Source organism: Amycolatopsis keratiniphila subsp. keratiniphila, assembly GCF_001620365.2.
Taxonomy (GTDB): Bacteria; Actinomycetota; Actinomycetes; order Mycobacteriales; family Pseudonocardiaceae; genus Amycolatopsis; species Amycolatopsis keratiniphila.
The window spans coordinates 543,164-556,076 of record NZ_LQMT02000007.1 but is presented as its reverse complement, the minus strand read 5'-3'; the positions used below and the strand labels follow the sequence as shown (position 1 = coordinate 556,076).

Sequence of the window (12,913 nt, the reverse complement as noted above, 5' to 3'; positions counted from 1 at the left end):
GGAACGCGAAGATGAGCAACGAGATCGAGATCCCCCAGCCGGTGAACCACATCGCCGGCTCCTGGAGCGGGTGCGAGACGGTCCAGGACACGTGGAACGTCGACCCCAACACACGCGAGCGTGTCCACCGCTCCGTCACCACGGCACCCGACGACATCGAGCGCGCGCTGCGGCACGCCGAGCGCGTGTACGACGTCGGCCGCTGGGACGAAGACGCTCGCCGCGAACGCGCCGGCCTGCTCGAGCGCGTCGCCGACATCGTCGAGACCCGTACCGAGGACATCGCCCGCACGGACTCGCTGACCAGCGGCACGCCGATCAGCGTCACCCGCAAGGTCGCGGCTTTCCTGCCGATGAGGATCCGGGCGTCGGCGGCGGATCTGCTGACCATCCCGCGCGTCACCGCGCTGGCGGCGGGCGATCGCGACGTCCGGCTCTACAAGGTGCCGTGGGGCCCCGCCGCGATCCTCACGCCGTGGAACGGGCCGAGTTTCATCCCCGCGGCCAAGATCGCCAGTGCGGTGGCCGCGGGCTGCCCGGTCATCCTCAAGCCGTCGGAGCACGCGCCCGGCAGCGCGCAGATCATCGTCGAGTGCTTCGTCGAGGCGGGCCTGCCCAGCGGAGCGCTGCAACTCGTGCACGGCGGCGGCGACGTCGGCGCCAGGCTCACCGCCGACCCACGCGTCAAGATCGTCTCGTTCACCGGCGGGCCCGGCGCCGGACGCGCCATCGCCCGGGCGGCCGCGGAGGATTTCAAGGTCCTGCAACTGGAACTCGGCGGCAACAACCCGGTGCTCGTGCTGGACGACGCCGACCTCGACGTCACCGCCGACGGGATCCTCGACGGGATGACCAAACTCAACGGTCAGTGGTGTGAGGGGCCCGGCAAGATCCTCGCTCACCGCAGCCTGGTCGCCCCTCTTCTCGAAGCCTTGACCGAGCGGATCTCCGAACTCGTCGTCGGTCACTCGCTCGACGAGGACGTCCAGCTCGGCCCGATCTCCAACGCACCGCACTTCCGGACGCTCCAGAGCAGGCTTGACGGGCTGCGCGACCTCGGGGCGACCCTCCATGGGCCCGCCCGGCTGCCCGAGCTCGACGGCTACTTCCTGTCGCCGACCATCGCCGTCGGCGCCGACCCCGCACAGGCCACGGCCGAGCTGTTCGGTCCGGTCGTTTCGCTGCACGCCGTGGATTCCGACGAACAAGCGTTGCGCATCGCCAATGCCGATCCGTCGGGGCTCGACGCGTACGTGTTCGGCGGCGACACCGACCGCGCGATCGACGTCGGCTCGCGGATCTCGGCGGGGGAGGTGCGCGTCAACGGCGCCAAGGTCGCCGACCTCGGTGACGACTCGGCTCAAAGCTTCTGGGGCCCGGCCGGTATCGGCGGCCACGGGCCCGCCGAGTCGGTGCGTGTCTTCTGCGGCGACCGGGTCGTCGGGGTCGATTCGCCCGAGCTGCCGTTATGACGGCTCACCCGGTCACGAAGCCACCGGCGCGGATCCGAGCCGGGCCGCGAGCCAGCTGTCGAGGACCGACGTCGCGATCTCCATCTGGCCCAGCGCGGCGGTCCGGTCCCCGTAGGTCAGCCAGTTCGCGGCGAAACCGTCGGCCAGCGCGGCGATGACGAAGGCGATCTCGTCGATGACCTCCGGTTCGATCGCGCCGGCTTCGCCGAGCCGGACGCGCACTGTCTCGAGTGCCTTGTCGTACACCGCGATACCGCGGTCTCCGTGCTGACGTCGCGCCCAGCTGATCAGCTCCACCGTCGCCGCGGTGAAGCTGATCGACTCGAGATAGCACTCCATGACTCCGCGCAGGAGCCGTCGAGCGGTCTCTTGCACGTCCCCGTGGGAGTCGTCGTCCGCGAGTATGGACCGGTACCTGCTCGCCACGAACTCGTAGACGTCGCCGAAGAGATCTTCTTTGGAGTCGTAGCAGTAGTGCAGCATCGCCAGGTTCGCCTTGGCCTCCTCGGCGATCCGCCGGGTCGTCGCGCCCTCGATGCCGTAGGTCGCGATGACCTCCACCGCGGCCTTGATGAAGTCGCTGCGCCGTTGGGCGGCGGGGATCCGTGGCACGCAATCCTCCCGGTGCATGTAGTTGGACGCTTGATTAAGTCAACGCCAGCCTAGCAGCGGAGCCGTCGGCGGAAACTTAGTCAAGCGACTTGATCGGATGGCTAACTCTGGCGTAGCCTATGAGCCGGATCACAAGTCGGCTCGATATCCGTACTCACCGCCTTCGACGCAGAGGCGAAGGCAAGACTCGAAGGAATCAAGGACATGAAGGATCTGCTCTTCATGCTGGCCGATCTCTGGATGATCTTCGCCGGCTTCTGTTTCGGATGGAAGTTCATCCGGCACTACAAGAATTATCTTCTCGGCTTGGAATGGATGATCGTCGCGACGTCGGGCTCGAATTTTCTCCTCTGGGCACTTCTCGGCGGAGACGAAGGAAGTCCTCTGTACAACATCGCGTATTTCTTCGACGCCTTCTCGCGCTCGGTCGGCATCACCCTCATCCTGGTCATGGGGCTGATGCGCGTGACGCATCGGTACAAGCCGTCCGTCGCGGTCGATGTCGGAGTGTTCGCCCTCGCCGCCGTCGCCGGGCTGTACCTCCAGCAGTTCCGCGCCGATCAGCTGCACGTCGGTCCGGCGACGTTCTTCGTCGTGGTCAACGTGCTCACGACGGCTTTCCTCGCCTACTTCTCCTGGCGGCTCTGGCGCATCGGCGCCACGGTGCAGGCCGTCGGCGCGGCGCTGGTCACCATCGCGGGATCCGTCATCGCGATCACCTACGACTTCTTCCCGATCCCCGGCGACGACGCGCACCGGACGCTTTTCTACAGTGCGGCACTGGCCACCTGGGGATTCCAGATGTTCGTGTACTACTTCGCCTATCGCGCTCTGCATGAATACAACGTGGCGGCAGGATACGAAAGGGATCCGGGCGCCGCGGTGCTGTCCGGAGGCGGGCGATGAAGACCGACGACGTCGAATACGACACCTTCAGCGGCTGGGTCGATCCGCCCGCGGATGTCCGGCCTTCCCTTTCCGGCGACCTCACTTGCGATGTCGCGGTGGTCGGCGGCGGCCTCGGCGGCATGTCGACGGCGCTGCGGCTGGCCGAACGCGGCCGGGAGGTGGTGCTGCTGGAGGCCGAGTTCTGAGGGCACGGCGCCAGTTCGCGCAACGCCGGCCAGCTGGCCGGCGCTCCGGGAGGCGACCTCCAGCTCCTGAATCTGTTCTACCGCAAGAAGATGCCCGGCATGATCCGCCTTGCCGAGCATGCCGCGCACCACGTCGAGGACCTCATCGGGAAACACGACATCGACTGCGGTTATGAACGGACCGGCAACGTCTTCGCGGCGGTGTCCCGTGGGCAGCTGGGCCGGGTGCGCCGGGTCGCGAAGCTCCTGCGACGGGCCGGGGGCGACGTGGAACTGGGCACTACCGAAAGCCTCGGGATCCCGCACGGTTTCGTCGGCGGGATGCGGGAAAACGTCGGCGGGATCATGAATCCCGGTCTGTTCACCGCAGGGGTACGCCGGACACTGCTCGGCACACCCGCGCAAGTCTTCGAGCGGACCAAGGTCACCGGCGTCGCACGCGACCGCGGCCAGGCGGTCATCACCACCTTCGGGGGTGAAGTGCGGGCGAACAAGGTGGTTCTCGCGACGAACGCGTACGCGGGGGAGTGGGACATCACCCCGCCCCGGCTTTCCGTGCCCATCTGGGTCATCGAGGTGGAGACCGAGCCCATCGACCCCGCCCGGCTGGCGGCCCTGGGCTGGACCAGCCGCTCGGGACTGGTCACCCAGCACAACATCATGGAGAACTACCGCCTGACGCCCCGCGACACCATCGTCTTCGGTGTCCGGCGGCTCGAACGCGGCAGGACCTATCCGCTCCCGGCGAAGAAACCGGATCCGGCGCTCGTCGAGGAACTCGCCCAGGCGTTCGCGAGACGGTTCCCGGCCCTGTCCGACGTCGCGCTCGATCGCGCGTGGGGAGGATGGATCGCGATCACCTCGTCGTGGCTACCCATCGCCGGGCAGCTCGACGAGAGCACCTACTACTCGATCGCCTGCAACGGCCACGGTCTTGCCCAGGCGCCCTATGTCGGCTCGCTCATCGCCGATCTGATCGTCGACGGTGAGCCGCACGAGGATCTCGCTGCGCTGTGGGTGAAGAAGGCCGGGTTCCCGCGCCCGATGATGATGGGTCCGTTGGGGCTGCGCACGATCTGGGCCGTCGACCGCTTCAACGACTTCGTGAACGGGAGCCGGCGCAACGCACTGCGAGGTCAGCGCCGGAGCGCTCGAGCACAACCGGGTTCGCCAAGGCGCTAGGCCGTGTCCTGCAAGTCTTGTTCGCGGTCTTCGCGCCCAGGCGGTCCCTGGCGGCACGGGCGGATGCGGCCGAGTACGACCCGGTACGAGGCCGATCCGCCCGCACCGTCAGGAGCCACCTGGATCACGAAGCCCATCGAACAGCCTTACAGGACACGGCCTAGCCCCAGCGTCGCTTCCACCGTTCACGCTGGGGACGGTCCGACGGGCGATCGGCCGTCGGCGGTGCGAGGAGAATGGATTCGTCGTCCTCTTCCGGCTCCGGCCGCCGGGCAGGGGGTGCGGGTGACTCGTCGTCGGGTTCCGGATCCGGCATGGCGCCGAGTTGCTCGATCGCGTCGTCGAGGGTGTGCTCCTCCATGGCCCGTTCGAGGTCCTCCTTGCTGACCTGACGCAGCGAGGCGGCCGCCTTTTCGGCGAGTACGGTGACCTGTTCGCGATAGGCGCCGAACGCGGCGTCGCGCAAGGTGATCCGGCCGGCGAGGACTTCGCGAGCCATCTCCGCCAACACGGGGTCCTGACCGGTGGCGAGCTTTCGCATCATGCCTTCACGGAGCCGGTGCACCTTGTCCAGGTCGATCGGAAGATCGAGGTTCATGATCGCTTCTCCGGTCCCGGATAGCCGAGGTCGCCCTTCTTGCCGAGGTTGTCCAGTTCGCACTCCGGCATGTCGGGCACGTCGAAGAATTCGAGAATGTGCTGGAACCCGCGGGCGGCGTTGAGGGTCGACGTCAGCGCGGACGAGATGGCGCTCACGGTCGTCAGGATGAGGGCGATCGTCGGCGCGGCGACGGCCAGCCCGATACCGCCCGTCACCAGCCCGATCCCCGCCGCGATGAGCACGTCCGCCAAGAGATCGAGCGCGAAATTGATCAGGTCGTTCAACAGCTGAATGGCGTTGTAGATGCTCTCGGTCTGCCATTTGTACAGCGCGGAGACGGCGGTGAACGCTTCCGACTCGGTCTTGGTGGCCGAGTGGAGCTTCTGGAAGTACTCCATCGCGGCGTCGGCCGCGTTGCCCTCCCAGGTGTGGGACAGCGCTTCCGGGACGTACTTGATGTTGGTGGCCATCCGTTCGGTCGCTTCGGCACAGGCGTCCCAGACCAGCGCGCACCTGCCCCACTGCTTCCATTCGCCGCCGAAGGCCTCGAGGACCCAGTCGAAGGGATCCTTGTCCTTGTCCCATTCGGTGGCGCCCAACCAATGGGCCCAGCCGCCCACAACCTGCGTAAGCCACTGACGTGCCCAGTAGGCCGGGCTGACCTTGTCGGTGACTTCCCGCGCCTTCGTGTCGATCCAGTCGCAGACCTCGATGTCGAACCCGTCGGGTTTGACGCTCTTGCCGAGGTCGGCGTCCAGTGCGGACAGGGGATCGGCCCGGTCCTCGAAGTTGTTGACGCTGTCCGACACGGACGACGAGTTGTCGGTGAGTGGCGCGGGTGAACCGCCCTTGTAGCCGGCGTCGAGTTCCGCCGCCCCTTCGCCATCCCGGAACCGGTAGTTCTCCGCGACCTGCGTCAGAGTGCGGGCGGATTCGGCCCCGGTTTCCTGCATCGCCTCGGTGCGCTGGTCCATCCCGTCGACGGCGCTGCTGTGCCCGCCCAGCAGGATTGAAATGAGTCCTTCTTCGTGGATGGACATGGACGTTTCGCTGGTGACGAAGCTGCTGATTTCACCGGCGTGTTCGCCGTAGCGGTCGAACAGCTTCGAGCATTTGTCCAACGCCTCCGGATCGACCTTGAATCCCACTTGACCTCCTTCGCCGAGGGCTGCAAGGTCGCAGATCGCCTCCCGGCGGGACAACGTGTTTGCGCTCCAGCGCAAACACTTCGGCGGCGGCGAGGGAGACTCGATCACTGTGCGCAAGTTCCCTCCTTGCTCGAAGAGATCGAGCGGGAATCCTGACCGGCGGCACGACACGGGACTGTTGTGGTGATCTCGGCCTCATTGCGGCGACGGGGTCCGCGTGGACCGGTGATCTGCCCTCTACCGTGGGAGTTCCGCGCCGTCCGTGGCGCCCGAGAAAGTCAGGTCGTCCGTCTGTGCCGAGTCCGGTGTCCCAGGTGTCCATACGCCTGCGCACACGTCCCACGTGGTTGTCGCCCAAGGTCGCCCGCACCGAGATCCTCGCCGGCCTGGTGGTCGCGCTCGCGCTGATCCCGGAAGCGATCTCCTTCTCCATCATCGCCGGGGTCGACCCGAGCGTCGGGCTGTTCGCCTCCTTCACCATGGCCGTGGTGATCTCGATCGTGGGCGGCCGGTCGGCGATGATCTCCGCGGCGACCGGCGCGATCGCGCTCGTGGTCGCGCCGCTGGTCCGTGAGTACGGGCTGGACCACCTGATCGCCACCGTGATCCTGGGTGGCCTGTTCCAGATCGTGCTCGGCTCCCTCGGCGTCGCCAAGCTGATGCGGTTCGTGCCGCGCAGTGTCATGGTCGGGTTCGTCAACGCGCTGGCGATCCTGATCTTCCTGGCGCAGGTCCCGGAGCTGATCGACGTTCCGTGGCCGGTCTACCCGCTGTTCGCGGGTGGGCTCGTGCTCATGGTGCTGTTCCCGAAGCTGACCAAGGCGATCCCCGCACCGCTGGTGTCCATTGTGGCCCTGACCGCGCTGACGATCGCCGCCGGGATCGCGGTCCCGGCGGTGGGGGACAAGGGCGCTCTGCCGTCGTCGCTGCCGGTGCCAGGTGTCCCCGGCGTCCCGTTCACCTTCGACACGCTCGCGCTGATCGCCCCCTACGCGCTCGCGTTCGCCCTGGTCGGGCTCATGGAATCGCTGATGACCGCGAAATTGGTCGACGACATCACCGACACGCGCTCCAACAAGACACGTGAGGCGATCGGACAGGGCATCGCCAACATCGTCACGGGCTTCTTCGGTGGCATGGGCGGCTGCGCGATGATCGGCCAGACCATGATCAACGTCAAGACCGCCGGCGCCCGGACCCGGCTTTCGACGTTCCTGGCCGGAGCTTTCCTGATGGTGCTGTGTATCGCCTTCGGCCCGCTGGTCTCGCAGATCCCGATGGCCGCGCTGGTGGCGGTCATGGTGCTCGTGGCCTTCAGCACGTTCGACTGGCACAGCGTCGCTCCCGCCACGCTCAAGCGGATGCCGGTGGGGGAGGTCGTGGTCATGGTCGTCACCGTGGGCGTCGTGGTGGCCACCGACAACCTCGCCATCGGCGTTGTCGTCGGTTCGATCACCGCGATGGTGATCTTCGCCCGCCGGGTCGCGCGGCTGGTCGAGGTCACCGCCGTGGTGGATCCGGACGGCACCCAGGTCGTCTACGCCGTCACCGGGGAGCTGTTCTTCGCCTCCAGCAACGACCTCGTCGAGCAGTTCGACTACGCGAACGACCCGGAGAAGGTCGTCATCGATCTCACCGGCGCCCACATCTGGGACGCCTCCACCGTCGCGGCCCTCGACGCCATCACCACCAAGTACGCCTCGCGCGGCAAGACCGTCGAGATCATCGGGCTGAACAAGCACAGCGCGCGTATGCACGGGAAGCTCTCCGGCGAACTCGCCGGCAGCCACTGACTCTCGCGGACGAAGCGTGAGCGGGCGACGCGATCAGAGCCCGCGGGCGCTCAGTGTCCGGAGCACCCGGAATCGTGCCAGCCGGTGCAGCATCTCGCCCATCGCGTCGGGCCTGATCTGCCCGTCGAGATCCGCGTGCGCCGACCGCACGATTTCGTCGACGGCCGATTCCGGGAGAGAGTCCGCGAATTCGCGGGAAAGCCATCGCCGGACTTCGTCGGTGATGTCGTCGGCCCGGCGGTCGTGGACGGTCATACCCCTCCTTTTCGCGACGACTCTTCATTCTGTCGGCGCAGGAGGGGACTGCACCTGACGACTGCCTGACGATTCCGGCCCCGCCGTGCACGGTGTCGGCGGAACCGAGCGGCTGGAGACCGTCGGGGTGGCCGTCGGCACGAGCGTGGTGATCGGTTCGGGTTCGTCCTGTGTGGTCACTCCGCAGCCGGAGAGGCACAGCACGGCCGCGACGAGGAGAAAGGCCGGTTTCACGAGGTCGCCTCCGGGAGTTCGACGACGAAGCGGGCACCGCCGCCGGGACGGTCCTCGACCCAGACCGTGCCACCGTGGCGGTGAACGTGGTCGGCGACGATGGCCAGACCGAGTCCGCTTCCGGTCTCGCGATCGCGGCGCCCGGCGTGCAGCCCGCGGGCGAACCGTTCGAAGATGCGCTCCCGGAGTGCGGGCGGGACGCCACTGCCGGCATCGTCCACCTCGATCCTCGCGCGGTCGTCACGCCGTCGAACGGTCACGGCGACGGCACCGCCGCCGTACCGGTCGGCGTTGTCGAGCAGATTGGCGACGACGCGGTCGATCCGGCGGCGGTCGGCGGAGACGAGCGGGGCCTCCTCGTCGATTTCGACCCGGGCGCCGGAGCCATCGCGGCTGTCGAGCACGTTGAGCACGAGCGCGCCGAGATCCACCAGTTCGACCGGGCCTTCGTCCTCCTGGTCGGCGCGGGAGATTTCGAGCAGGTCGACGACCATGCGCTGGAAGCGGTGCAGCTCGGAACCCAGCAGGCCCAGTGCTTTGCGGGCGGTCGGGTGCATGGTGTCCTGGCGGCGGACCATCACCTCGGTGGCGTTCACCATCGTGGTGAGTGGTGATCGGAGTTCGTGGCTGACGTCGGCGGCGAAGCGTTTGTCCCGGCGGACCCGCTGTTCGAGTTGTTCCGTCGTGGTGTTGAAACTCGTGGCGAGCGGGGCGAGGTCGGGGTCGTTCTGGTGGGGGAGCCGGGTCGTCAGATCTCCCCGCGCGACGCGGGAAGCGGCTCCGCGGAGCGCGGCGAGCGGGCGCAGGGCCCGTTTGCCGGTCCAGATGCCGAGGGCGGCCCCGAACAGGGCGGCGACGACGGTGCCGGTGATCAGCAGGATGCTGAGGTACCGGAAGGTCCGGTCCAGTTCGAGCAACGGGTACAACTCGACGTAGATGCTGCCGCCGTTGCCGACCGGGGTCGCGATGGCGAGGACGGGGATGCCGTCCGCGGTGAACCGTTGCCGTGCCGCGATCCCGTTTCGCGCGCTGTCCAGTAGAGCGGCCGGAACCGCGGCCGGATCGATCTGCCGTCCGCTGGTGAGCCAGCCGTCCGGCCGGGACAGCAGGATCGAGGAGTCGGGGCCGCTGGCGAGCCCGGTCAGCAGGTCGTCGAGGTCGTCCGCGTGCTCCGCCAATGCCTTGTCGACCAGGTCGACGTTGACTTCGGACTGCCTGGCCGTGCTCTGCTCGCGCTGGTCGAGCATGTAGCCGGTGGTCAGATTCCAGGTCGCGACGCCCAGTACCGTCATCACCAGCGCCAGCCCGACACCGAACGCCGCGGCCACCCGCCAGCGGAGCGAAAGCCGCCGCACCGTCGCGAGCATCAGAGATCCGGGGAAATCCGGTAACCGCGCCCCCGCACGGTCAGCACCAGGGTCGGATTGTCGGGGTCGGGCTCGACCTTGCGGCGCAACCGTCTGATGTGGACGTCGAGCAATCTCGTGTCGCCGAAGTAGTCGTGCTCCCATACTCGTTTCAGCAGTTGCTCGCGGGTGACGACCTGGCCGTCCGCGGCGGTGAGTTCGGTGAGGAGCCGGAACTCGGTGCGGGTGAGGTGGACGGGTTCGCCGTCGCGATGGACGGTTTCCTCGTCCGGCCGGATTTCGAGCCCGCCGACGCTGAACCGGGTCGGGCGCGGCGGCGCGGCGCGGCGCAGCAGGGCCCGGATCCGCGCCGCGAGTTCGCCCGCCACCAGTGGTTTGGTGACGTAGTCGTCCGCGCCCGCTTCGAGGCCGGCGATGACGTCCTGGGTGTCCGCGCGGGCGGTGATCACGATGATCGGCAGGGCACCCCGGTCGCGGATCGACCGGCAGACGGTGAGCCCGTCGATGCCCGGCAGCATGAGATCGAGCAGGACGACGTCGACCTGGATGCGATCGAGGAGTTCGAGACCGTCTTCACCGGTCGCGGCGCAGTCGATGTCGAAGCCTTCGTCGGCGAGCGCCAGGCTCAGCGCTTCGCTGATCATCGCGTCGTCTTCGACGAGGAGGACGCGGGTGGTCACAGTCGGCATTTCCCTCCCACCGAAGAACTTCCGACGCGGCTGTGCCCGACCTTAACAGCTCGATCGTAAGGCAGTCGTCAGTTGCACGAGTACTTCTCCGTGGCAGGGTCGAATACGTGGTCATCGAATTCGGGAACGAGCTCAAGGTACGGCGGCTGAGGGATGAGGCCGACCGCGTTTGGCGAGTGGCGGCGGGACATCGTGCGCTGGCGGAGGAACTCGAAGCGAACGCGCGGCCGGAATCGTTCCAGCGCGCGAAAACGCAGCGTCTGCACGGTGAAGTGGCCGCGCACCACGGCTTCGCGTATCACGAACTCGCCAATGCCGCGGAAGCCAGGGCCGCGGCCAGGGTCCTTCCCCGTGAGTCTCCACAATGGAGGCTGCTGGTCGACCGCGCCTTCGCGGCGATCCGGCGTGCCGAAGCGCATCACGAACGCGCGGCCGCGTATACGGCCAGGACCATGGGCGACGAGACGGCCGCGCGCCGGCACGAGAGCGCGGCACGTGAGGCCGATGGTCGTGCGTCGTCCTTCGCGTGGGACGTGCGTTCGGCGTAGCGGGGCCGTATGCGGCGTCACGAGTCCTATGAGGACAGTGTCGGCTCTCCGCTGCCGGTGGTGGAATAGGGGCAGGCGCCGATCCAGACGATGGCTTGGCGCACGGCGGTACGGGGCCCGCTGATCACGATGGACCCGTCCCGCAGGGCGTCCAGCCAATCGGTGTGCCCGAGCCAGACCCCGGCGAGGGCGCCGAGCGTGCAATCGATCCGCATCGCTCGCGGCAGCCTGGGGTCGTGGAACGTCGGCGCGGCCAGCTCCTGGGAGAGCACCAGCCACCACCACCGCGGGCCTCGTGATTCGGTGAACCGGAAGTGGATCGCGACGGGTCGCGCGGGCAGCGTGGTGCGGTCGATGCCTCTGGAGATGTCACGCAGCAGCAGCGCCGGGTCGAGATCACCATGCCGAGGCGGTGGCAGCCGTCGGGCTCCCCACTTGCCGAGCGGCTCGACGACCGAGGCCAGCTCGCGGCCGGATTCGGTCAATTCGGCTTCCCGCTGCCGAAGCTCCACCACGCCGGCCGTCTCCAGCTTGCGAAGCCGTTTGGCCAGCAGCCCGCCCGACATTCCGGGCACTCCGGCGGCGATGTCGGTGATCGAGGTGCTGCCGCGCAGCAGTTCGCGGATGATCAGCAGGGTCCAGGGTTCCCCGATCACCTCGGCAGCCAGCGCGATCGGGCAGTGTTGCGCGTAACGCATCAAAGGACCTGCACCAGGCGTGCGATGCGGTCGCGTGCGAGGCGATGAAGCATCTCACCGAGTGCCTCGGGGACGATCTGTTCCCGAAGGTCGCGGTGGGTGGCGCGGACGATGGCGCCGACGGCCACGGGCGACAGCTTCGCCGAGAACTCGTTCGTCAGCCAGACTGTCACGTCCTCGACGATGCCCTCGGGTTCCTGGGTACCTACGCTCATCGCTCTCCTGGATTGCCTCGTTTCTTCGAATATTCTTCCGGTTCACCGGCCTTCTGAACCTGACGACTGCCTGACGATCGCAGCGGCGCGGTCCGGTCGGCCAGCGGGCCACCGGCGCGCAGAAGCGTCTCCAGGGAGCGAAGTGACTCGGGAAGGACGCTGTACCAGCTCCAGGTGCCGCGTCGCTCCCGATCGAGGATGCCCGCCGCGACCAGGACGCGGAGATGATGACTCAGCGACGGCTGCGGCATGTCGAACTCTTCGGCGAGATCGCAGAAACAGGCCTCGCCTCCGGGCGAGTACCGGACCAGCGACAGCAGCCGGATCCGGATCGGGTCCGAGAGAGCCTTGAACAACTTCGCCGCCTGCTCGGCACCGTCCCGGGAGATGACCGCTGCGGGCTCGGCCATCAGCAGGGTGATGGGCACCGGCTTCCGGCCGCGTCCGTACTCCGTCGCCACGTGCCCCTCCTCGGTCCGAGTGACCTTCGACGGCGAGCGTACCCGGTGGATTGACAAACATCGATGCAAGCCTTTGAATCTGGATCCGTAGACTTCGATCCAGTCGACCGCCGAGAGGACTCCGCCGATGACCCGCACGCCCGAGGTGTTGTTCGTCTGCGTGCACAACGCCGGCCGCTCACAGATGGCCGCCGCGTTGCTGCGGCACTACTCGCTCGGCCGCGTCGCCGTCCGGTCCGCCGGTTCGGAGCCCGCCGAGATGGTGAACCCGGCCGCGGCCGCGGCGCTCGCGGAGTGGGGCTTGGACATCACCGCCGAGGTGCCGAGCAAGCTGTCCACCGAGGACGTGGCGGTTTCCGACGTGGTGATCACCATGGGCTGCGGGGACACCTGCCCGGTGTTCCCCGGCAAGCGGTACCTCGACTGGCCACTGGAAGATCCGGCCGGGCAGGGCGTGGACGCCGTCCGTCCGATCCGGGACGAGATCGACCGCCGAGTGCGTGGCCTGGTCGCCGAAATCCTCGACGCCTGAACGACTTCCCGG

Annotated in this window: 14 protein-coding genes and 1 pseudogene; 6 read left to right on the top strand and 9 right to left on the bottom strand. The window is 67.8% G+C overall.

Annotated elements, in window-relative coordinates; all coding sequences use genetic code 11:
• The first annotated feature begins 11 nt into the window (after positions 1–11).
• On the top strand, positions 12–1,472 hold the full coding sequence (locus AVR91_RS06755) for an aldehyde dehydrogenase family protein (protein WP_063272822.1): 1,461 nt from the start codon (positions 12–14) through the stop codon (positions 1,470–1,472).
• Between the two features lie 12 nt (positions 1,473–1,484).
• On the opposite strand, the gene AVR91_RS06750 is transcribed toward AVR91_RS06755, so the two are convergent.
• Positions 1,485–2,084, bottom strand: coding sequence for a TetR/AcrR family transcriptional regulator (locus AVR91_RS06750; RefSeq protein ID WP_063272821.1), 600 nt, complete (start codon positions 2,082–2,084; stop codon positions 1,485–1,487).
• 204 nt (positions 2,085–2,288) lie between these two features.
• Here AVR91_RS06750 and AVR91_RS06745 point away from each other — a divergent pair, with 204 nt between their 5' ends.
• Together AVR91_RS06745 and AVR91_RS06740 are read left to right on the top strand one after the other, a co-directional pair.
• Positions 2,289–2,990, top strand: coding sequence for a hypothetical protein (locus AVR91_RS06745; RefSeq protein ID WP_063272820.1), 702 nt, complete (start codon positions 2,289–2,291; stop codon positions 2,988–2,990).
• Positions 2,987–4,360 (top strand): annotated as a pseudogene (locus AVR91_RS06740) (NAD(P)/FAD-dependent oxidoreductase). Before AVR91_RS06745 ends, AVR91_RS06740 begins: the two are co-directional and overlap by 4 nt.
• A 160-nt stretch (positions 4,361–4,520) precedes the next feature.
• Here the strand turns inward: AVR91_RS06740 and AVR91_RS06735 are convergent.
• Both AVR91_RS06735 and AVR91_RS06730 read right to left on the bottom strand, forming a co-directional pair.
• Positions 4,521–4,958, bottom strand: a complete 438-nt coding sequence (locus AVR91_RS06735; protein ID WP_063274915.1) for a hypothetical protein — start codon at positions 4,956–4,958, stop codon at positions 4,521–4,523.
• Entirely contained in the window at positions 4,955–6,109 is a 1,155-nt protein-coding gene (locus AVR91_RS06730; protein ID WP_063274914.1) for a hypothetical protein, read from the bottom strand. Before AVR91_RS06730 ends, AVR91_RS06735 begins: the two co-directional genes overlap by 4 nt.
• Positions 6,110–6,423: 314 nt before the next feature.
• Here AVR91_RS06730 and AVR91_RS06725 point away from each other — a divergent pair, with 314 nt between their 5' ends.
• Positions 6,424–7,902 (top strand): SulP family inorganic anion transporter, encoded by a 1,479-nt coding sequence (locus AVR91_RS06725; RefSeq protein ID WP_211282649.1) that lies wholly within the window; start codon positions 6,424–6,426, stop codon positions 7,900–7,902.
• A 33-nt stretch (positions 7,903–7,935) separates the two neighbouring features.
• On the opposite strand, the gene AVR91_RS06720 is transcribed toward AVR91_RS06725, so the two are convergent.
• From AVR91_RS06720 to AVR91_RS06710, 3 genes are all read right to left on the bottom strand, one after another.
• Positions 7,936–8,157, bottom strand: a complete 222-nt coding sequence (locus tag AVR91_RS06720; protein WP_063274912.1) for a hypothetical protein — start codon at positions 8,155–8,157, stop codon at positions 7,936–7,938.
• A gap of 230 nt (positions 8,158–8,387) precedes the next feature.
• On the bottom strand, positions 8,388–9,758 hold the full coding sequence (locus AVR91_RS06715; protein WP_063274911.1) for a sensor histidine kinase: 1,371 nt from the start codon (positions 9,756–9,758) through the stop codon (positions 8,388–8,390).
• Positions 9,758–10,447, bottom strand: coding sequence for a response regulator transcription factor (locus AVR91_RS06710; protein ID WP_063274910.1), 690 nt, complete (start codon positions 10,445–10,447; stop codon positions 9,758–9,760). The genes AVR91_RS06715 and AVR91_RS06710 overlap by 1 nt, the downstream gene beginning before the upstream one ends.
• A gap of 107 nt (positions 10,448–10,554) precedes the next feature.
• On the opposite strand from AVR91_RS06710, the gene AVR91_RS06705 reads away from it, so the two are divergent.
• Positions 10,555–10,995: a hypothetical protein gene (locus AVR91_RS06705; RefSeq protein ID WP_063274909.1), complete on the top strand. Its 441-nt coding sequence runs from the start codon at positions 10,555–10,557 to the stop codon at positions 10,993–10,995.
• 26 nt (positions 10,996–11,021) lie between these two features.
• Here the strand turns inward: AVR91_RS06705 and AVR91_RS06700 are convergent, their stop codons facing one another.
• From AVR91_RS06700 to AVR91_RS06690, 3 genes are read right to left on the bottom strand one after another with little or no spacing between them, the layout of a single operon-like run.
• The gene (locus tag AVR91_RS06700) at positions 11,022–11,693 is read right to left on the bottom strand and encodes a winged helix-turn-helix transcriptional regulator (RefSeq protein WP_063274908.1); all 672 of its coding nucleotides are present in this window, start codon (positions 11,691–11,693) and stop codon (positions 11,022–11,024) included.
• Positions 11,693–11,908, bottom strand: coding sequence for a hypothetical protein (locus AVR91_RS06695; RefSeq protein WP_063274907.1), 216 nt, complete (start codon positions 11,906–11,908; stop codon positions 11,693–11,695). The genes AVR91_RS06700 and AVR91_RS06695 overlap by 1 nt, the downstream gene beginning before the upstream one ends.
• On the bottom strand, positions 11,905–12,369 hold the full coding sequence (locus AVR91_RS06690; protein WP_228709135.1) for an ArsR/SmtB family transcription factor: 465 nt from the start codon (positions 12,367–12,369) through the stop codon (positions 11,905–11,907). The genes AVR91_RS06695 and AVR91_RS06690 overlap by 4 nt, the downstream gene beginning before the upstream one ends.
• A gap of 127 nt (positions 12,370–12,496) precedes the next feature.
• Between AVR91_RS06690 and AVR91_RS06685 the strand changes: the two genes are divergently transcribed.
• Positions 12,497–12,901, top strand: coding sequence for an arsenate reductase ArsC (locus AVR91_RS06685; protein WP_063274906.1), 405 nt, complete (start codon positions 12,497–12,499; stop codon positions 12,899–12,901).
• Positions 12,902–12,913 lie beyond the last annotated feature (12 nt).